The organism is Asanoa sp. NPDC049475 (assembly GCF_040676915.1).
In the GTDB taxonomy this organism is placed as follows: domain Bacteria; phylum Actinomycetota; class Actinomycetes; order Mycobacteriales; family Micromonosporaceae; genus Asanoa.
Map to the genome: position 1 here is coordinate 413,038 of NZ_JBFAPY010000002.1, position 18,594 is coordinate 431,631.

The 18,594-nt window shown below is 71.4% G+C and carries 23 protein-coding genes; 16 read left to right on the forward strand and 7 right to left on the reverse strand.

The window, feature by feature from the left end:
* Positions 1 to 44: 44 nt before the first annotated feature.
* Positions 45 to 830 (forward strand): class I SAM-dependent methyltransferase, encoded by a 786-nt coding sequence (locus AB0J88_RS08080; RefSeq protein WP_364347170.1) that lies wholly within the window; start codon positions 45 to 47, stop codon positions 828 to 830.
* 1 nt (position 831) lies between these two features.
* On the opposite strand, the gene AB0J88_RS08085 is transcribed toward AB0J88_RS08080, so the two are convergent.
* Positions 832 to 1,041, reverse strand: a complete 210-nt coding sequence (locus AB0J88_RS08085; RefSeq protein WP_364347168.1) for a hypothetical protein — start codon at positions 1,039 to 1,041, stop codon at positions 832 to 834.
* 111 nt (positions 1,042 to 1,152) lie between these two features.
* On the opposite strand from AB0J88_RS08085, the gene AB0J88_RS08090 reads away from it, so the two are divergent.
* Positions 1,153 to 1,668: a nitroreductase family protein gene (locus tag AB0J88_RS08090; protein ID WP_364347166.1), complete on the forward strand. Its 516-nt coding sequence runs from the start codon at positions 1,153 to 1,155 to the stop codon at positions 1,666 to 1,668.
* Positions 1,669 to 1,674: 6 nt separating this feature from the next.
* On the opposite strand, the gene AB0J88_RS08095 is transcribed toward AB0J88_RS08090, so the two are convergent.
* A complete protein-coding gene (locus AB0J88_RS08095) occupies positions 1,675 to 2,472 on the reverse strand; it encodes an SAM-dependent methyltransferase (protein ID WP_364347164.1) in 798 nt (265 codons plus the stop codon).
* 85 nt (positions 2,473 to 2,557) lie between these two features.
* Complete coding sequence (locus tag AB0J88_RS08100; RefSeq protein WP_364347162.1) at positions 2,558 to 3,532, reverse strand: saccharopine dehydrogenase NADP-binding domain-containing protein; 975 nt, start codon at positions 3,530 to 3,532, stop codon at positions 2,558 to 2,560.
* A 98-nt stretch (positions 3,533 to 3,630) separates the two neighbouring features.
* On the opposite strand from AB0J88_RS08100, the gene AB0J88_RS08105 reads away from it, so the two are divergent.
* Positions 3,631 to 4,569, forward strand: coding sequence for a helix-turn-helix domain-containing protein (locus tag AB0J88_RS08105; protein ID WP_364347160.1), 939 nt, complete (start codon positions 3,631 to 3,633; stop codon positions 4,567 to 4,569).
* Between the two features lie 31 nt (positions 4,570 to 4,600).
* Positions 4,601 to 4,942 carry a VOC family protein gene (locus tag AB0J88_RS08110; RefSeq protein WP_364347158.1) on the forward strand — a complete coding sequence of 114 codons (342 nt, stop codon included), beginning with the start codon at positions 4,601 to 4,603 and terminating at the stop codon, positions 4,940 to 4,942.
* Here the strand turns inward: AB0J88_RS08110 and AB0J88_RS08115 are convergent.
* Positions 4,939 to 5,628 carry a GntR family transcriptional regulator gene (locus AB0J88_RS08115; RefSeq protein ID WP_364347156.1) on the reverse strand — a complete coding sequence of 230 codons (690 nt, stop codon included), beginning with the start codon at positions 5,626 to 5,628 and terminating at the stop codon, positions 4,939 to 4,941. The genes AB0J88_RS08110 and AB0J88_RS08115 overlap by 4 nt on opposite strands.
* Positions 5,629 to 5,675: 47 nt before the next feature.
* Here AB0J88_RS08115 and AB0J88_RS08120 point away from each other — a divergent pair, with 47 nt between their 5' ends.
* From AB0J88_RS08120 to AB0J88_RS08155, 8 genes are read left to right on the forward strand one after another with little or no spacing between them, the layout of a single operon-like run.
* Entirely contained in the window at positions 5,676 to 6,476 is an 801-nt protein-coding gene (locus AB0J88_RS08120; protein WP_364347154.1) for an FAD binding domain-containing protein, read from the forward strand.
* 14 nt (positions 6,477 to 6,490) lie between these two features.
* Complete coding sequence (locus AB0J88_RS08125; protein WP_364347152.1) at positions 6,491 to 6,988, forward strand: (2Fe-2S)-binding protein; 498 nt, start codon at positions 6,491 to 6,493, stop codon at positions 6,986 to 6,988.
* Complete coding sequence (locus AB0J88_RS08130) at positions 6,988 to 8,364, forward strand: molybdopterin cofactor-binding domain-containing protein (RefSeq protein ID WP_364347150.1); 1,377 nt, start codon at positions 6,988 to 6,990, stop codon at positions 8,362 to 8,364. The genes AB0J88_RS08125 and AB0J88_RS08130 overlap by 1 nt, the downstream gene beginning before the upstream one ends.
* Complete coding sequence (locus tag AB0J88_RS08135; RefSeq protein ID WP_364347148.1) at positions 8,361 to 9,380, forward strand: molybdopterin cofactor-binding domain-containing protein; 1,020 nt, start codon at positions 8,361 to 8,363, stop codon at positions 9,378 to 9,380. Before AB0J88_RS08130 ends, AB0J88_RS08135 begins: the two co-directional genes overlap by 4 nt.
* The gene (locus AB0J88_RS08140) at positions 9,380 to 10,246 is read left to right on the forward strand and encodes a MoxR family ATPase (RefSeq protein ID WP_364347146.1); all 867 of its coding nucleotides are present in this window, start codon (positions 9,380 to 9,382) and stop codon (positions 10,244 to 10,246) included. Before AB0J88_RS08135 ends, AB0J88_RS08140 begins: the two co-directional genes overlap by 1 nt.
* On the forward strand, positions 10,233 to 11,363 hold the full coding sequence (locus AB0J88_RS08145; RefSeq protein WP_364347144.1) for a VWA domain-containing protein: 1,131 nt from the start codon (positions 10,233 to 10,235) through the stop codon (positions 11,361 to 11,363). Before AB0J88_RS08140 ends, AB0J88_RS08145 begins: the two co-directional genes overlap by 14 nt.
* Complete coding sequence (locus AB0J88_RS08150) at positions 11,356 to 12,267, forward strand: amidohydrolase family protein (protein WP_364347142.1); 912 nt, start codon at positions 11,356 to 11,358, stop codon at positions 12,265 to 12,267. The genes AB0J88_RS08145 and AB0J88_RS08150 overlap by 8 nt, the downstream gene beginning before the upstream one ends.
* A gap of 22 nt (positions 12,268 to 12,289) precedes the next feature.
* Positions 12,290 to 12,565, forward strand: a complete 276-nt coding sequence (locus AB0J88_RS08155; RefSeq protein ID WP_364347140.1) for a YciI family protein — start codon at positions 12,290 to 12,292, stop codon at positions 12,563 to 12,565.
* A gap of 5 nt (positions 12,566 to 12,570) precedes the next feature.
* Here AB0J88_RS08155 and AB0J88_RS08160 read toward each other — a convergent pair whose 3' ends face one another.
* From AB0J88_RS08160 to AB0J88_RS08170, 3 genes are read right to left on the reverse strand one after another with little or no spacing between them, the layout of a single operon-like run.
* Positions 12,571 to 13,506, reverse strand: coding sequence for a DUF1152 domain-containing protein (locus AB0J88_RS08160; protein WP_364347138.1), 936 nt, complete (start codon positions 13,504 to 13,506; stop codon positions 12,571 to 12,573).
* Positions 13,507 to 13,551: 45 nt separating this feature from the next.
* Positions 13,552 to 14,169 carry a GNAT family N-acetyltransferase gene (locus AB0J88_RS08165; RefSeq protein WP_364347136.1) on the reverse strand — a complete coding sequence of 206 codons (618 nt, stop codon included), beginning with the start codon at positions 14,167 to 14,169 and terminating at the stop codon, positions 13,552 to 13,554.
* 44 nt (positions 14,170 to 14,213) lie between these two features.
* Positions 14,214 to 14,915: a hypothetical protein gene (locus AB0J88_RS08170; RefSeq protein ID WP_364347134.1), complete on the reverse strand. Its 702-nt coding sequence runs from the start codon at positions 14,913 to 14,915 to the stop codon at positions 14,214 to 14,216.
* A 181-nt stretch (positions 14,916 to 15,096) separates the two neighbouring features.
* Between AB0J88_RS08170 and AB0J88_RS08175 the strand changes: the two genes are divergently transcribed.
* Genes AB0J88_RS08175 through AB0J88_RS08190 form a run of 4 tightly spaced genes read left to right on the forward strand, consistent with a single transcriptional unit; the run spans position 15,097 to position 18,464 of the window.
* Positions 15,097 to 15,648: a sigma-70 family RNA polymerase sigma factor gene (locus AB0J88_RS08175; protein ID WP_364347132.1), complete on the forward strand. Its 552-nt coding sequence runs from the start codon at positions 15,097 to 15,099 to the stop codon at positions 15,646 to 15,648.
* Positions 15,632 to 16,693: a hypothetical protein gene (locus AB0J88_RS08180; RefSeq protein ID WP_364347130.1), complete on the forward strand. Its 1,062-nt coding sequence runs from the start codon at positions 15,632 to 15,634 to the stop codon at positions 16,691 to 16,693. Before AB0J88_RS08175 ends, AB0J88_RS08180 begins: the two co-directional genes overlap by 17 nt.
* Positions 16,690 to 17,628 (forward strand): ABC transporter ATP-binding protein, encoded by a 939-nt coding sequence (locus AB0J88_RS08185; protein WP_364347128.1) that lies wholly within the window; start codon positions 16,690 to 16,692, stop codon positions 17,626 to 17,628. The genes AB0J88_RS08180 and AB0J88_RS08185 overlap by 4 nt, the downstream gene beginning before the upstream one ends.
* The gene (locus AB0J88_RS08190) at positions 17,625 to 18,464 is read left to right on the forward strand and encodes an ABC transporter permease (protein ID WP_364347126.1); all 840 of its coding nucleotides are present in this window, start codon (positions 17,625 to 17,627) and stop codon (positions 18,462 to 18,464) included. The genes AB0J88_RS08185 and AB0J88_RS08190 overlap by 4 nt, the downstream gene beginning before the upstream one ends.
* Positions 18,465 to 18,594 lie beyond the last annotated feature (130 nt).

Sequence of the window (18,594 nt, forward strand, 5' to 3'; positions counted from 1 at the left end):
CAAGATGCTATGCCATTGGCGCAAGAGACGGCTACCGTCGTCGCATGGCACACGACCACCTGATCGAGATGCTGGACCTGGACGCGTCGGTCCTGCACGAGTACCACCGCGAGTTGATCGCCTGGGTCGGCCGCGAGGCCGGCGACCGTCCCCGGGTCGTCGACATCGGCGCCGGCAGCGGCACCGGCTCCCTGGCCCTCGCCCGTGAGCTGCCCGGATCGATGGTCACCGCGGTCGACGTCGATCCCCAGATGCTGGCCCATCTGCGCCACCGGGCGTCGAGAACCGGCCTCGCGGGTCGGATCCACACCGTCGAGGCCGACCTCGACCAGCCCTGGCCCGCGCTCGGCCCCGCCGACGTGGTCTGGGCCGCCTCCTCGATGCACCATATGGCCGACCCGGGGCAGGCGCTCGCGTCGGCGCACGCGACCCTGAGAGACGGCGGCCTGCTGGTGATCGCCGAGCTCGACTCGTTCCCGTTGTTCCTCGCGGGGACCGCCGACGAGGAGGTCGAGCAGCGCGGGCACACTGCGCTGGCCGAGCTTCGCCACGAAGCCGGCATGCACATGCACGAGAACTGGGGCGACCGCGCCACCCACGCCGGATTCAGCGCGGTGACGGAGCGCCGGTTCGACATCGAGCTGCGGCCGCCGCTGCCTCCGAGGGCCGCGCGTTATGCCGAGATCACCCTGTCTCGCATGCGTGAGCGCCTCGACGGGCGGCTCCCGGCGTCAGACCTGGCCGCCCTGGAGAAGGCCGTCGCGGGCCTGGACGGTCGAGAGGACCTGACCGTGCGTACGACCAGAACGGTGTGGCTGGCCCGGCGCTAGCTCAGCCGCTGCGGCGGCTGCCGTAGTTGCGCGGAGGCTGGAAGCTGCCGCCCTTGCCGGTGAACCCGCCGCCCGAGCCCTGCTGGTGCGCCTGGCCGCCCTTGCCCTTGCCACCCTTGCCCTTGGCGGCGCGCCGCTCGGCCCGGTTGGCGAAGGTCGGAGTCTCCTCCTCCGCCGTCTCGTCCGGCGTGGTGTTCTCGTCGTCGGACATGAGACTCTCCCGGGTCATCGTGGTGCTCGGTCAGCGACAGCGTAGCCCGCGAAGGCTCCTCTGCCACGGTTGGGACACCTGCGGGCGACCGGCGAAATACAGTGGGACCTGATGGAGACTTGGGATGCGATCCGGGCCAGGCGCAACGTTCGCGTTTACACGGCCGACCCGGTGTCCGACGAGCAGTTGACGCGGATCGCCGAGGCCGGGTGGCGGGCGCCCTCGGCGTCCAACCGCCAGCACTGGGACTTCGTTCTCGTGACCGACCGCGAACGGCTGGCCGAGCTCGGCACGGTCTGGCACGCCGCCAGCCACATCGCCAGCGCCGCGGCGGCCATCGCGCTGGTCCTGCCCGTGCCGGTCGACGAGCGCCAACGGCTGCTGGACCAGTACGACCTGGGTCAGGCCACGTACGCGATGATGCTGGCCGCGACGGACCTCGGCATCGGCACCGGGCACTCGTCGGTCGGCAACCAGGGCCGGGCGCGCGCGATCCTCGGCGTGCCGGAGACGCACGAGGTGGCCTATCTCCTCGGGGTGGGCCACCCCGCCGATCGTCCGCTGCGGCCGGTCAAGCGACCCAACCGCAGGCCGTTCGACGAGGTGGTCCACCGCGGCCAGTGGTGAGCGCGGTCAGGGCTTGCGGGCCACCCCGCCGAAGGCGTCGGTCCGCACCGGGTCGGCCTCGTCCGAGTGCCAGGCGGTGATCTGCGCGAGGCCCGGCTCGACCAGGTCGAGCCCGGTGAAGACGGAGTTGAGGTCGGCGAGGCTGCGCAGGTGGTACTCGGCGCCGCCGCTCTCCACCAACTTCTTCGCACCCTCCACGACCGACGGTGTGGTGTCGGTGCTGTCCCAGAAGACCAGGTAGCTCCCGGAGGCCGTCGCGGCGACGACCCGGTCGATGATGGACCGGACCACCGCCAGGTCGGGCTCGTAGCCCATCACGCCCATGAACATCACCGCGATCGGCTGCGTGAAGTCGAGGGTCTTCGCGGCCTCGGCGAGGATCTTCTCCGGCTCGTAGTAGTCGGCGTGCAGATAGGTGACCTGGTCGTTCGAGCCGGCCTCACCGAGCAGCGCCCGAGCGTGCACGAGCACGAGCGGATCCTTGTCGACGTAGACGATCCGGCTCGAAGGCGCGATCTCCTGCGCGATCTGGTGGGTGTTCTGCATGACCGGCAGGCCGGTGCCGATGTCCAGGAACTGCCGGATGCCCTGCTCGGCGGCCAGGAAACGCACGGCGCGGGCCAGGAACTGGCGGGACTGGCCGGCCATGAGCCGGATCTCCGGATACACCGCGGCGACGGCGTCACCGGCGGCCCGGTCGGCGGGGTAGTTGTCGGTGCCACCCATCCAGTAGTTCCACATGCGCGCGGCGTGCGGGATGTCGGGAGCAAGCTGTGCCGTGAGGTCGGCATCCGAGATCGTCATGCACAAACTCCTATGCGAAGGCTCCGCCGATCGTACGGTCTCGGGGCCGAAGCGCAACGTCCTCAATGGATGGACTGCGGCGTCCTCAGGAGACGCGCAGGTGCGTGGACAGGGCGCGCAGGAAGTCGGGCGCGTCGAACATGGCGCCGGCCGAGGCGACGCCGCGCGCCCGGGTCCGGCCGTCGAGGATCCGAGCGACCGCCTCGACCGCGAGCGGTGCGCTGACGGCATAGATGTCCCGGCCGCTGGCAACCATGCGGCGTGACTCGTCGCCGCGCCTCACGACGACGTCGACCGTGAACGTCTGCACCGCGCTGTCGACGGAGGCCGAGGCGGCGGCCAGGTCGGCGGCTGCGACCGCCGTCATGTGCGTGCGGACCTCGGGGACGCGCAGGTGGCTCGGCACGGTGACGACATCGGCCATCGTGAAGCCGCGCAGGACGGTGCGGCGGCCCAGCGGCGCCGGGAAGTCCCACTCCTGAGCGGGCAGGTCGCCCGCCGCGACGTAGTACTCCAGCTTGCCTCCCGTGAAGCGGACCCGCTGGCCGGCGCGCCGGTCTCGCGAGACGGTCCCGGAAGCCAGCGTGCCCGCGGTCGGATACCAGCTGCTCAGCCCGTACGCGACGTCCACCGAGTCGGCCTCCGCCCAGTCGCCCATCGCGGTCGTGGCGAGCAGGTCACCGAGCCCGCCGAAGAACGCCATGGCGGGCACCACGGGGACGCCGGCGCTGTCGGCGAACAGCGCGAACGTGTCGACGTTGGCCTCGATCTCGGCCGCCACGTCGACGTACGGGATCCCGGCGCGCAGGGCCGCGGAGATCACGGGCGCGGCGGTCGAGGCGAACGGACCGGCACAGTTGATGACCGCCACCGCACCCTTCAGGGCGGCATCGATCGAGGCCGGGTCGTCGACCGACGCCACCCGGTGGTCCAGCCCCGACGCGGCGAGCTTCGACGCGTCCCGGCCCAGCAGCAGCGGGACGAACCCGCGCGAAACCAGCTCCGACACCACGAACCGACCGGTGTGACCGTATGCACCGAAGACCGCGACCGTACCCATCAGAATCTCCTCCCAACAAGATCGAACAAGGAAGATCTTCCGGCAGTCGCCGGCCCCGGGGGAGTGTCTGGAACGACAGGCACCGTACAGTTTCGGACATGACCACGATCGCCATCGCCGCCACTGACGGCATGCTGCACTTCGAGATCGCGATGGCCTGCGAGATCTTCGTGCGCGACCCGTCGGGCCTGGCCGACCCGTGGTACGACCTGCTGGTCTGCGGCCCCGGCCCGGTCGGCGTCGGCCGCTTCCGCCTGGATCCCGACGCCGGTCTGGACCGGCTCGCCGACGCCGACACGGTCATCGTCCCGGCCGTCGAGGACGTCGACGCGGAGCTGCCACCCGACCTGGTCGACGCCGTCCGAGCCGCCCGCGCCAACGGCAGGAGGATCGTCTCGCTCTGCACCGGCGCCTTCGTGCTGGCCGCCGCCGGAGTGCTCGACGGGCTCCGCGCCACCACCCACTGGGCCCACACGGACGTGCTGGCCCAACGCTATCCGCGGGTCACGGTCGACCCGGACGTGCTCTACGTCGACAACGGCGACGTGCTCGTCTCCGCCGGCAAGGCCGCCGCGATCGACCTGTGCCTGCACCTCATCCGGCGTGACCACGGCTCGACGGTCGCCAACGCCGTCGCCCGCCGCCTGGTCGTGCCGCCCCACCGCGCCGGCGGCCAGGCCCAGTTCGTCACCACGCCGGTGCCCGCCCGCGACGACCACCCGCTGGCCACCCTCTTTCCGTGGGCGATGGCCCGGCTCGACCACCCGCTGACCGTCGAGGACCTGGCCCGCCAGGCCAACATGAGCTCGCGCAACCTGGCCCGCCACTTCCGGTCGGCGACCGGCACGACGCCGCTGCAATGGCTGTCGACGCAACGCATCCGCCGCGCCCAGGAGCTGCTGGAGAACACCGACGCCAGCATCGACGCCATCGCCGAGGCGGCGGGCATGGGCACGGCCACCACGCTGCGCCGGCACTTCCACCGCACGGTCGGGGTGGCGCCGGACGCCTACCGTCGTACGTTCCAAAGCACCTGACGGGGTGCCGACTAGAGGGAGCCCAATGTCCGTGAGCAGGATCGTCCCGGATCTGAAGACCACCTCGATGGAGCAGGCCAAAGCCTTCTACACGCGGGTGCTCGGGCTGGAGGTGGTCATGGACCAGGGTTGGATCGTCACGCTCGCCGACCCCGCACGTCCCCAGGTGCAGCTCAGCCTCATGACCCACGACGCGACCGCGCCGGTCGTCCCGGTCGCCTCGATCCAGGTCGACGACGTGGACGCGAGCTACCGGGCCGCGCTCGCCGCCGGCGCCGAGATCGTGCACGAGCTGACGGACGAGCCGTGGGGCGTGCGCCGCTTCTTCGTGCGGGACCCCGACGGGCACGTCGTCAACGTGCTGGCCCACTAGCCCGGGAAGCGCACCGCCCGCGCGGTGCCGTGCATGTCGTGGGGGAGGTCCGCGTACGCCCATTGGTGTGCCCGCGTGTGCAGGCAGGCCGCCTCGACGTCGCCGGCTTCGAGCACCCGCAGAAGCTCCGCGTGCTCGTCGGCGACATGTGACAACCGGGGCCTCGTCACCACCAGAGCGATCGCGGTACGCGCCTCGATCTGCAAGCCCTCCCACGCCCGCTCCAGCAGGAAGTTGCTGCCGGCCAGCACCACCCGGCGGTGGAAGCGCGCGCTGGCCAGACCCATGGCGCGCACGTCGTCCGCCTCCGCGCATCGGTACATGTCCGCCACGTCGCCGCGCATCTTGTCCAGGGGGAGCCGGTCGTTCAGCATCGCGAGCCGGGTCGCGGCTTCCTCCAGCGCCGCCCGCACGACGTACGCCTCCCGGATCGTCTGTTCGACGAACGGCAGCACGTGACGCCCGCGCCGGGGGCGGCTCTCGACCAGCCCCAGGCCTTCCAACTCGCGCAACGCCTCGCGCACGGGCGCCTGGCTCGTGCCGAAGTCCGCGGCGATCCGGGTCTCGATGAGCCGTTCGCCGGCCTTGAGCTCACCCGAGACGATCAGCTCCACCAATCCGTCCCGGATGCTCTCGCTCAGGGTCGGCTTCGACGGGCGGGCCGCGGAAGACTCGTTGACCAACATAGAGAGACCGTATACGTTCATTATCGATATCGATAAAGGGGGCGCGCATGTTGACCGAGGTTCACGTCCCCGACGACGTCTCGGCCGCGGTGCGGCTGATAGCCGGGGGAGCCACGGCGATCGGCGGTGGGACCAGCGTGCTCCCGTGGCTCAACGACTACGCGTCGCCGCCGACCGAGCTCGTCAGCCTGCGCCGCACGGGGCTGGCCGGCATCCGGGTGGACGGCACGACCGTCGAGCTCGGCGCGGCGACGACCCTGGCGCAGGTCGAGCACGACGACCGACTGGCCGCCCTGAACCCGGTCGTTCGCAGCATCGCCTCGACGCCCGTCCGCACCCTGGCCACCGTCGGCGGCAACCTCTTCGCCCGCCAGCCGCACGGCGACCTGGCGGTCGCCCTCGTAGCGCTGGACGCCCGGGTGACCCTCGTCGACAGCGCAGGAGCCCGCGAGCTTCCCGTAGCGGAACTCGTCGCGGGCGGCCGACCTTCCGGGCTTGTCACCGCGGTCGGATTTGAGCTCCCGCAGCCCGGCACGTTCAAGTACGTCAAGGCCGCCCGTCGCCGCTACAACTCCGCGTCCCTGGTCACGGTCGCCGCGACCATCACCGAAGCCGACGGGCTCGTCACCGCCGCCCGTGTCGCGCTCGGCGGCGTCGGCCCGCGCGTCATCCGCGCGCACGCCGTCGAGACCGCCCTGATCGGCAGTCCACTCACTGCCGAGACGGTGCGCGCCGCGGGCGAGGCCGGCCGTGGCGAGATCGAGCCGGCCGATGACGCCTACGCCTCCGCGTGGTACCGCACCCGCGTCTTCCCCGTCCACCTTCGCCGAGCCCTGCTCGGCCACTGATAGGGAACAGGACCATGCCGGTCAGGATCGTCAATCTCAAGGTCAACGGCGTCGACCAGGCCTTCATGGCCAAGCCGGAAACCACCCTGCTGCTCGCCCTGCGGGAACAGCTCGGCCTGACGGGTGCCAAGCGCGGCTGCGCGCAGGGCGCCTGCGGCTCGTGCACCGTCCTGCTCGACGGCGCGCCCGTGGTCTCCTGTCTCGTGCCAGCGGCCACCGTCGACGGCTCGGCCGTGGCGACGGTCGAAGGCCTGGCCGACGGTCAGGAGCTCAGCGACGTCCAGCAGGCGTTCATCGACGGGTTCGCTACGCAGTGCGGCTTCTGCACCCCCGGCATGATCATGTCCGCCGAGGCCCTGCTGGCCCGCAACCCCGACCCGACCGCCGACGAGGTCAACGAGGCGATCAGCGGCAACGTGTGCCGCTGCACCGGCTACGCGCCGATCGTCAGCGCGATCCTCGACGCGGCGCGGCGGCGCCGCGAACGCGCAGGACAGGAGGCCACCCGCTGATGGCACGCATCGACAGCGAGTATTTCCGGGACGAGCGCACCTCCGACTTCAAAGTCATCGGCACCGCGGTCCAGCGCTCGGACGTGCTCGGCCACGTCACCGGGCGCACCGAGTTCATGGAGGACCGGACCTTCCCGAACCTGGCCCACCTCAAGATCCACCGCTCGCCGCACCACCACGCGCTCATCGACGACGTCGACTGGTCCGAGGCGCTCAAGGTCCCCGGCGTCCTGCGGGTCATCACTTACAAAGACGTTCCGGAGAACTGGTACGGCGTCCTGCGCCTGATCGGCATCGGACCCGACGACGAGCCCGTCCTGGCCGAAGACCGCGTCCTCTACAAGGGCGAGCCGATCGTCGCTGTGGTGGCCGACTCGGAGGCCGCCGCGCTCGAGGGCGCGAGCAAAGTGAAGGTCAGCTACACGGAGCTCCCAGCCGTCCTCGACGTCGAGGAGGCGATGCTCCCGGAGACGCCGGTCATCAAGCGGGCGGGCACGAACTATTTCGTGTACGAGGGGCACCACGCGCGCCGGATCCGCTTCGGCGACGTCGAGGCCGGCTTCGCCGAGGCGGACCACATCTTCGAGTGGCGCTACAGCTCGGCCCCCATCGAGCACGCGCCGACCGAGACCACCGGCTGCATCGTCGTGCCGCAGAGCAGCGGGCGCCTGCTGATCCACAGCAACACCCAGGCCGCGTTCTTCACCCTCGACAACACCGCGCTGACGCTCAAACGGCCGTTCACCGACCTGCAGGTCAAGGGCGGCACGGTCGGCGGCGGGTTCGGCGGCAAGGTCGACGTCATGGTCGAGCCGCTCGCGTGCATCGCGGCCACGCTCACGAACCGGCCGGTGAAGTTCGTCTACACGCGTGAGGAGGAGATGCAGGTCTCCTCGCCCCGGGCGGCCGAGCGCATCTACATCAAGGACGGCGTGATGAACGACGGGCGGATCGTCGCCCGCAAGATCATGCTCTATGTGGACGCCGGCGCGTACGCCCGCCACTCGCCCTACGGCGCCACCAAGGCCGCCGCGCACCTGCCCGGCCCGTACACGATCCCCAACGTCTACGCCGACTGCCACTGCGTCTACACCAACCGGACCCCGTCGAGCGCGATGCGCGGCTTCGGCGTCACCATCGCCGACTTCGCCATCGAGTCGCAGATGGACCAGGTGGCGCGGGCACTGCGCATCGACCCGCTGGAGTTCCGGCTGCGCAACGCGTACCGCGACGGTGATCTGAAGGCCCACCGCAAGGTCGCGTCCGGCACCGCCCTCATCGAGGTCATCCAGCGGACCGCCGACCTCGTCGGGCACGAGCTTCCCGAGGAGTATCGCTCCATGTCGTCGTCCACACCGAGAGGAGCCGGAGCATGACGCTGCTGTACGGCCGCGGCTACGCCTCCGTCAACTACCCCACGGGGATGAACCTCGGCGGCGACCCGTCGCAGGCCCTGATCCACGCGACCACCATGGGCGGCTTCGTGATCAGCCTGTCCTCCGTCGACCTCGGTCAGGGGCTCAAGACCGTCGTCGCCCAGTGCGCGGCCGAGACCCTGGGCATGCCGATGGAGCAGATCATCGTCGACACGGCGGACACCGACACCGGACCCCATTGCATGGGTACGTTCGCCAGCCGCGGCACCCACCGGGTCGGCAACGCCGTCATCATGGCCGCCCGCGAGGCCCGCGAGGTGATGCTCCAGGTGGCGGCCGACGAGCTCGAGGTCGACGCGGGCGACCTGGAGACCGACGGCTCCGGCTACGTGCGCCTCAAGGGCAGCCCGGCCAAGCAGATCCACATCTCGGACATCGCCCTCGCCGCGCACTTCAAGCAGGGCAAGTCGATCTCGGGTCGGGGCATGTTCCTCAAGGAGCGCAGCTACCCGGTCCCGGAGACGGGCGAGATGGACCCGGACTCCTGCCAGGCACACGCGTGCACGGTCGCCGACGTCGAGGTCGACGACGAGACCGGCGTCGTGCGGGTCCTGCGCCTGCACAACACGTACGAGATCGGTCGCGCCTTGAACCCCGCGATGGCCACGCAGCAGGTCGAGGGCGGCGCGTGGATGGGCGTCTCGCACGCCATCTTCGAGTCGACGGAGCCCTACTACCCGGAGTCGCGGGCGCACGGGCCGGTCGACTTCTCGGAATACCTGATGCCCGGCTCCGGCGAGATCCCGGAGCAGACCAGCGTGATCCTGGAGCGTCCGGCGTCCAACGGACCGTTCGGTGCCAAGGGCATCGGCGAGATGACGGCCAACGCCCCGATCCCGGCGATCGCGAACGCCATCTTCGACGCCTGCGGCGTGCGCCTGACGACGATGCCGTTCACCCCGGAGTCGGTCCTACGTGGACTCGACGCCCTGCGCGACGGCGAGCCTGTCGCCTGATGCTGCTCGACCACGCCGCCCTGAGTCAGCAACTCAAGGACCGCCGGTACTTCGCCGACGAAGGACTGCTCACCGCGGTCCGACTCGCGATCGCCCTCGGCCGGCCGTTGCTGCTCGAAGGCGAGCCCGGCGTCGGCAAGACGCAGATCTCGCACGTGCTGGCCGACGCCCTGAGCCGCGAGCTGATCCGGCTCCAGTGCTACGAGGGCATCGACGTCTCGCAGGTGCTCTACGAGTGGGACTACCCCAAGCAGCTGCTGAGCCTGCGGGCCGCCGAGGTCGAGGGCACCCCGGTCGGCAACCTCTACGCGGGCGAGTTCCTGCTCGAACGCCCGCTGCTGCGCGCCCTGCGCAGTGACGCCGGCGCCGTGCTGCTCATCGACGAGATCGACCGCGCCGACAGCGAGTTCGAAGCGTTCCTGCTGGAGTTCCTCGACACCTTCCAGATCACCATCCCTGAGGTCGGCACCGTGGCGGCCGCCGTACCCCCGCTGGTCGTGCTCACGTCCAACCGCACCCGCGAGCTGCACGACGCGCTCAAGCGCCGGTGCCTCTACCACTGGATCCCGTTCCCGGACCCGGAGCGCGAGCGGGCGATCGTCGAGGCGCAGACACCGGGGCTCAGCGCCCGGGCCGCCGCGCGACTCGTGCGGTCGGTCAACGTCATCCGCTCCCTGAACCCGCTCAAGCGGCCCGGCATCGCCGAGGCCATCTCGTGGGCGCAGGGATCGCTCGCGCTGGCCGACGAGGGCGCGGAATGGACCGACGCGCTGCGCGCGTCGCTGGGGCTGGTGCTCAAGAACGCCGAGGACGGCGCCCTGGTCGCGGCACACGCAGTCGAGGTGTTCGGCGATGACGACCGCTGAGGACCATCTGTTCGGTTTTCTCCGGGGTCTGCACGAGGGCGGGCTGCGCGTCCCGGCCAACAAGCAGAGCGAGTTCTTCGCCGGCATCGAGACCCTCGCCCCGTCGACGGTCGGCCAGCTCTACTGGATCGGCGCCGCGACCCTGGTCACCTCGGAACCCGAGCGACACGTGTACGACGACGTGTTCCGGCGGTTCTTCGGCCTGACCGAGGCCCCCGCGCTGGTGGTCACCGACGAGCCGGCCGACGACACCGCGGACGAGGACGAGCCGACCTCCATGCCCGGATCGGGCGAGGCCGAGTCGGTCGTGGCGGACGCCACCGGCGGGTCCGGGCTCGCGGCCAGCACCGTCAGCCCGGAGAACGTGCGTCGTTTCCCGGCCACCACGCCGCGCGCCCACGAGCTCATCCGCGAGCTGTGCCGCGAGCTGCCCAGGGCCGTCCCCAGCGTCCGGTCCCGGCGCACCCGCCCCGGCGGACGGCGGCAGCGCGTCGACCTGCGTGCGATCTACCTGGGCTCCCGGCGTACCCGCGGCGAGATCATGCGGCTGTACTGGCGCCACCGACCACCGCGCTCCCGCCGGCTGCTCCTGCTCGTCGACGTGTCCGGCTCGATGAAGCAGCACAGCGCGGACTACCTGCGATTCGCGTACGCGGTCGTCGCGACCTGTCCCCGGGCGGAGGTCTTCACCTTCGGGACGCGGCTCACCCGCGTGACGCCGCACCTCCGACTCTCCGATGTGGACACCGCGCTCGCCGCGCTGGCCGAGGTCGTACTCGACGCCGACGGCGGCACCCTGATCGGGACGAGCCTGGCGGCGTTTCTCGATGACCACGCCGACCTCGCCCGCGGCGCGCTCGTGCTCGTCCTCTCCGACGGCCTCGAGCGCGGCGACTGCACGGCGATGGTCGCGGCCACCCGCCGGCTGTCGCTGCTGGCCGCGCAGCTGCACTGGTGGTCGCCGCTGGCCTGCGACCCGGCCTACCGGCCGCTGACCCGCGGCATGTCGGCCGTGCTCCGGGACCTCGATGCCCTGACCGGGGTCGACGATCTCGACACGGCCCTGACCGCGGTACGCGGGAAGTTCGCGACGACGCAAAGGAGCGCGCATGTCTGAGGGCTCGCTGTACGCGGGCGACATCGTCGACTCGCACCACCACGTCTGGCGGCAGGCCGACATGCCGTGGCTGTCCGGCCCGATGGTCCCGCGCATCTTCGGCCCGTACGAGCCGATCCGGCGCGACTACCTGATCGACGAGTACCGAGACGACGCCACCGCGGCGGGCATCAGGACGTCGGTGTACGTGCAGCCGAACTGGCCGCTGGAGCGCGTCGTCGACGAGGTGCGCTGGATCGCGGAGCTCAACGAGCGCACCGGCTGGCCGATGGCGATGGTGGGCTGCGCGGACCTGTTCGCGTCGAACGCGGTCGAAGTCATGCGGGAACAGCAGGCGATCAGCCGCCTGGTGGTCGGCACCCGCTTGCAGCTCCACTGGCACGAGCGTCCGGAGTTCCGGTTCGCCTCCGGCCCGGACACGATGAAGGACCCGGTCTTCCGTGCGAACATCGCCGCCCTCGCCGATCTGGGCTGGCTGTTCGAGCTCCAGGTCTTCTCGGGCCAGATGCACCACGCCGCCGAGCTCGTGGCGTCGAACCCCGCGGTGACGTTCGTGCTCGTGCACGCCGGCATGCTCACAGACCACGAGGACCCGGAGGAGGTGGCGTCGTGGCGGTCCGGCATGCGTGCGCTGGCGGCGCTCCCGAACGTGGTCGTCAAGCTGACCGGCCAGGGCACGTTCGTCCACCGGGTCGACCCGTCCCTGATCCGGTTCGTGGCGGACGAGGTGCTCGACCTGTTCGGCTCGCCCCGGGCGATGTTCGGCACGAACCTGCCGGTCGAGAAGCTCTGGACGACCTCGGCGGAGCTGACCCACGCGTGGAGACAGGCCCTGTGCCACCGCACCGAGGACGAACAAGCCGATGTCTTCTCCCGTACGGCCCGCCGGGTCTACGGGCTCTGACCCCCGCTATCGAAAGGCGACCATGCCCCACTTCATCCTCACGTACGGCTACAACGACACCCCGCTGCGCGCCGAGAAGCGCCCGGACCACCTGGAGCACCTGGCGAAGCTGAAGGCGGACGGCGCACTCGTGCTGGCCGGCCCGCTGGCCGACCTCAGCGGCGGCATCATCGTGCTGGCCGCCGACGACCTCGAGTCCGCGGAGGCCCTGGTCGCGCAGGACCCATACACGCAGCTCGACGTGACCAAGGACCGCGACCTGAAGGAATGGAAGATCACGATCGGTCTCCCGGACTGACCGCGTCAGTGTGGAAAGGCCCGGGGAGTGCGGTGCGCGCCCCGGGCCCGGAACTCCTCGATGCGGCTCCACACCTGCCGCATGCCGACGGTGTCCTCGATGCGGTCGAGGTAGAGGTTCTGTTTCGCCAGCCCCGGCAGGTCGAAGCTGAAGTAGACCGCCATGAGCGGGTTGACGAACAGCACGCTGTCGCGGGTGCGGCGCGTGAACGGCACGTTGCCGTGGCGCCCGTCGAGCGCGGCGGCGATCTGCCCGTTGACGATGCTCGGCCGCAGCGGCGTCAACGCCTGGGCGTGCGCGACCGCGGCACGGTACCGGGCGGCCTCGGCGGACCGGCTCGGCACGGAGAAAGCGCCGAGGTACGCCCCGGCCGCGTCCAGCTCCGCGATGTTCTCCAGGACCTGCGTGTGGTTGACACCGTGGTAGGCGTCGATCCCGAATCCGATGCAGGCCACGAGCCGCACGGGCACGGCGTCGAGCCCCGCCACGGCGGCGAGGCTGGTCATGTCCTCCGCCGGCGTGCCCAGCGCGGCCTCGTCACCGCGCAGGAGGATGTCGGTGCCGCCGTCGACGAGCACGACCGCGTCGATCCCGAGTCGGTCGACCAGCGTCGTGTACGCCGCCCGCAGCGGTCGGACACCGGTCTGCGGGAACGCGTACACGGTCGAGGGCAGGTTGTCGGTCTCCAGCCACACCGACAGCGCGCGTTCGGGAAAGTAGTCGTCGAGGCCCTTCGTGGCGGGGGTGACCGCGGCGATGTTCTCGTCCAGCCAGACGTCGGGATCGAGCAGGTGAAGCTCGGCGAACGACAGGTTGGCCAGGTGGACCCGCTTGCCGTCGGCCATGAGTGACAGGGCGAGCGGCAGGCCGGCGTACACGTCGAACCCACCCCCGGCGCCGGCGATCAGGATGCGCTCGGCCCCTTCGAGGGCGGTGAACAAGGCGTTGGTCTTGATCTCGTGGCTCCTCGTCTAGGCCAGGCCGAATCAGGGCAGGCAGGGCGCCAACCCGTCGACGGCCGTCTCGCCGCCGTGGCGCCACCGCTCGGCGGTCAGCCGCACGTGCTGGAGCCGGAAGACGCCGGTGGTCGAGTCGCTCAGGCTGACCCCGTTGTCGGTGTAGCCGAGGCGCTTGGAAACGCCGAGCGAGGCCGCGTTGTCGTGGCGGGCGGAGCTGATCGCGGCCAGCGCGCCGAGGTGGTCGAAGGCGAGCCCGAGCACGGCCAGCCGCATGGACACCCCGAGGCCCCGCCCCCTGACCGTGGGGACGAGCCAGGACCCCGAGTCGACGGTACGCAGGGTCGGAAAGTCCTCGGCCTCCAACGACTGCACACCGACGAGGGTTCCCTGATGTTCGACGGCGAAGTCGAGCTGCCACTTCGCGGGCGACCAGGTCCCGAGCGACCGCCAATGGCTCTGATAGACGAGCCGGGCACGGTTGGCCGCGAGGTCGAGACCGTCCAACATCTCGGCACGCGGGTCGTGCTCGTAGTCGTCGGGCTGGATCGCGGCGAGCAGCGGCAGGTCGTCGTCCCGCACGGGCCGCAGCCCCACGTCACGACACCGCAACCGAAGCCCGAACAACGGCCAGTGCGAATCACCCATGCCGGCGAGTCTCGCACCGCCCGCTCACGCCCCGCACGCGAGATTCACGCACCTGTGACGACGACCAGGACGACGGACGCGGCAACCGTCGCACGCGCGACCATCGCGCCGCGCGGGTCGAACCAACCGGCCAACGCGAGCGCTGCTCCCCACGGCAGCGAGTAGGTCAACGCGTACTGGCCGACGCTTGTGATGTCCGCGTCGCGGTAGGTCGCACCGAGCAGGAGCGGCACACCGACCGCCACCACGACGCCGAGGACCACGGATCGAGGTCGCGCCGGTCGCAGGAGGATGCGCCAGTCGCCGGGTGCACGCCAGAGCAGCCCGACGGCGACGCAGGTAGCGACCGTGGCGCAGAGAGCGACCGAGGCAGCGAACGTAACCACGGTCGCGAGGTTGTGCGACGCCATGCCGGCAGCACCTCTGGCGTTGAACCAGTCCCGGACGGCCACGACGCCATAGCCCGCGACCTGTGCGGCCACGATCGCCGCCACCAGCGCGGACTCGCGGACCCACGCCGGTCGTCGTGCGATTACCAGCCCGCACCCGACCAGCGCGGCCAACATAGGCCACACCGCCGCCGGATAGATCCAGTCGAGCGGCATGCCGAGGGTGTGGATCTTCGTTTCGTCCCGGTCCGGCACAGCGGCCGAGCCGGCGGCGCCCAGCGCGCAGACCACGATCAGGCCACCGGCCAGCGACGTCGTCACCGACAGTTCGCGCCGCGCCTCCCGCGTCATCTCCATACCGGGACTAACGGCCCGCTGTGCGATCCTGTCGCGGCCGGCGATCGTCAGCTGGCCATTTCCGCGGTTGTCGCCAGGGTCCTGCTGCTGTTTCGCCGGCTCGGCTCGCTCGCCTGGAATAGGCGCTCAAAAGCGGGTGGCCCGAGTGTCACATTCGGCGTCGCGGCGGTGCTATCTGGGTGTGGACGTTGACGTGCTGGTCGGGTGGAAGGGCGGCGTAGTGGTGTCGAGGCCCCAAGCCGTTCGGGCCGACCTCGAACAGGTGTTCCGATCCGCGTATCCCCGGGTCGTGGCCGTCGCGGCTCGGGTGCTCGGGTCCCGGAGCGAGGCCGAGGACGTCGCTCAGGAGGTGTTTCTGACCTTCGGGCGTTCGGCCGTGCCGGCCGGAGAGGCGCTCGGCTGGCTGTCCGTCGCCGCCGCCCACGCCGCGCTCAACCACCTGCGGACCGGGCGCCGGCGGGCGGCGCGCGAGGTGGCCGCCCGTGACAGCGCGAGCTCCGTGCCGGACGTCGCCGACGCGGTGGTCACCCTCGACGAGCGTCGCCGGGTGCGCGCGGCGTTGGCGCGCCTGCCCCGCAAGCAGGCCGTCGCCCTCGTCCTGCGGCACAGCGGCCTCAGCTACGCCGAGGTCGCCGCCGCTCTCGATCTTTCGCCCGGCAGCGTCGGCACCACCGTGCGGCGCGCCGAGGCCGCCCTCAGGGAGGAGTTGAACCGTCATGCGTCATCCGAATGACGGCACGCTGCGCCGGCTCCTGGACGAGCCCGCCGGTGTCGCCGACGCCGACCGTGCCCACGTCGCCGGCTGCCCGCGGTGCCAGGCGGGACTGGCCGCGGTCCAGCGGGATGCGGACGTCGCGAGCGCCGCGCTGCGTGATGAGCCCGGCGTCGATGTCGACGCCGGCTGGGAGCGGCTGTCGGCGACGCGGGCACGACCCGGCAAAGCAGCCGCGCGCCGTTGGCGCCTGCGCAGTCCGCTGGTCGCCGCGATCGGGGTCGCCGCCCTGCTGGCCGGGGCCAGCGCCGCGGCCGCGGGTGACTGGCTCCAGATCTTCCGCACCGAGCGGATCGCGCCGGTCACCGCGCCCGAGGCCGACCTGATCAAGCTGCCCGAGCTCGACGAGTTTGGTGAGCTCGTGCCGATCGAGCCGATCCGCATCCGCCAGGTCGCCGACGCCGACGCCGCGGCCAAGGCCACCGGGCTGGTCGTGCCGCGGGTGACCGACCTGCCCAAGGGGGTCAGCGGTCAGCCGACCTACCACGTCGGCGCGCGGGCGAGTGCGCTGTTCACCTACTCGGCCGAGCGGGCGGAGCAGACCGCGCGCGCCAAGGGCCAGACCCTGCCGCCACCGCCGCCCGGTCTGGACGGCAGTCAGTTCCGGCTGACCGCCGGTCCCGGTCTGGCCGCCGTGTGGGCGGAGGGCCGCCCCGTGCCCGGTCTCGTCGTGGCCCGCGCGGTGACGCCCACGGCGTACTCCACCGGATTCCCCTTCGAAACCGCCCGCGACTATCTGCTGTCGCTGCCCATCCTGCCGGCGAACGTCGCCGCGCAGCTACGGAACTTCTCACCGGAGGGTACGACCTTGCCGCTGTTCATGTCGGTCGAGCACATGACCAGCACGGCCACCGACGTCGGTGGGGTGCCGGCCACGTTGCTCACGTCACGGGACCGCACGATGGCCGCCGTGCTCTGGTTGGACGGCACCGTCGTGACCGCGGTGGCCGGCCCGCTGCGCGCCGACGAGGTGCTCGCGGTGGCCCGCGGGATGGGTTCACGATGACCGCCGTCGAGCAGGTCCTGGCACCCAGCGCCGCCGTCTGGTGCTCGGGCCTGCGCAAGCGCTACCGCAAGCGGACGGCCGTCGACGGCGTCTCGTTCACGGTCGCCCGGGGCGAGGTGCTCGGGCTGCTCGGCCCGAACGGGGCCGGCAAGACCACCGTGATCAAGATGCTGCTCGGGCTGGTCCGCCCGGACGCGGGGGAGGTGCTGCTGCTCGGCCGGCCCTCCCGCGACCCGCGCTCCCGGGCCAAGGTGGGCTATCTGCCCGAGCTGTTCCGCTACCAGCCGTGGCTGACCGCGGCCGAGGTGCTCGACCTGCACGTCCGGCTCGCCGGCGCCTCCGTGCCCGTGGCCGAGCGCCGTGAGTGTCTCGCCCTCGTCGGCCTCGCGGACCGGGCCGGCGACCGGGTCGGCGGCTTCTCCAAGGGCATGCAGCAGCGCCTGGGGCTCGCCGTGGCGCTCGTGGCCCGACCGGACTTCGTCGTCCTCGACGAGCCGACCAGCGCCCTCGACCCGATCGGTCGCGCCGACGTGCGGGACCTGCTGCTCTCGCTGCGGTCCCGGGGCGTTGCCGTGCTGCTCAACTCGCACCTGATCGGCGAGGTGGAACGCGTCTGCGACCGGGTGGTCATCCTCGACAAGGGGCGAATCGCCGCCGCCGGCACGCTCACCGAGTTGCTCGGGCAGCGCGAGCTCAGGCTGCGCCTCGACAAGGTGGACGACGCCGCGACGGCCCGGCTCGCCGCGGCCGGCGAGCTCACCCGCGACGGCGACCTGTTCACGGTCGCACTCACCGAGGACCCGGGCACCGTGCCGGACCTCGTCGCCGACCTGGTCGAGCTCGGCGTGCGGGTGCACGCCGTCGAGCCAGGGCGGATCAGCCTCGAGGAGCGCCTGCTCGACATCCTGCGTACCGGCACCGAGGAGCACCGATGATCGTCCTGTCCGTGGCCGCCCTGACCCTGCGGGAGGCGGCCCGCCGCAAGGTGCTGCGGGCGCTGGCCGTGATGACCCTCGTGCTGCTGGGCCTCAGCGCCTGGGGCTTCTACCGGCTCGACGCCGAGTTCGGCGGGCTCACCAGCGGCGAGGCCAGGCTCGCGGCGTCCATTGTGCTCAATTTGGTGATGTTCGGGTTCAGCCTGATCGCCGCGCTCGGCACCGCGTTCCTGGCCGGTCCGACGCTGTCCGGCGAGATCGAGTCGGGTGCCGCCTTGGCGATGCTGGCGCGCCCGGTGCGGCGCGGCTCGGTGCTGGTCGGCAAGTGGCTGGGCCTGGCGGTGTTCGGCAGCGGCTTCGTCGCCGTGGCCGGGCTGGCCCAGTTCCTGATCGTCTGGTTCACCTTGGACTACTGGCCGCCGGCGCCGGTGACCGGGTTGGCGTTGCTCGCGGCGCAGACCACCGCGTTGCTCACCCTCGGGCTGCTGCTGTCGGCCGTCATCTCCCCGATGGCCTCGGGCATCGTCGCGGTCGGCCTGTTCGGCGCCACCTGGATCGCCGGTGTGGTCGGCGGGGTCGGGCAGGCGCTCAACAACGAGAGCGTGGAGCGGATCGGCGCGGTGTCGCGGGTGCTGCTGCCGACCGACGGCCTGTGGCGCGGCGCCATGAACGCCTTCCAGGACCCCGCCGTGCTGCTGAGCCTCGGCCCGGGGATGAAGGGGCACCCGTTCATGAGCGAATCCTCGCTCACCTGGACCTATCTGGCGTGGACGGCCGTCTGGGTGGCCCTCGTGCTGGGTCTGGCCGGGCTCGCCTTCCAGCGGCGGGACCTGTGAGGCAATCCGCCCCGGAGGCGGCGGCGAATAAGGGTTAGGCGCGATGCGATCGGCTCGCCGCCCCGGACGGGATTGCGAGGCGGACGATGGTCGCGAACCGCTTCAACCGCTGTCTGGCCACGCTGGGAAT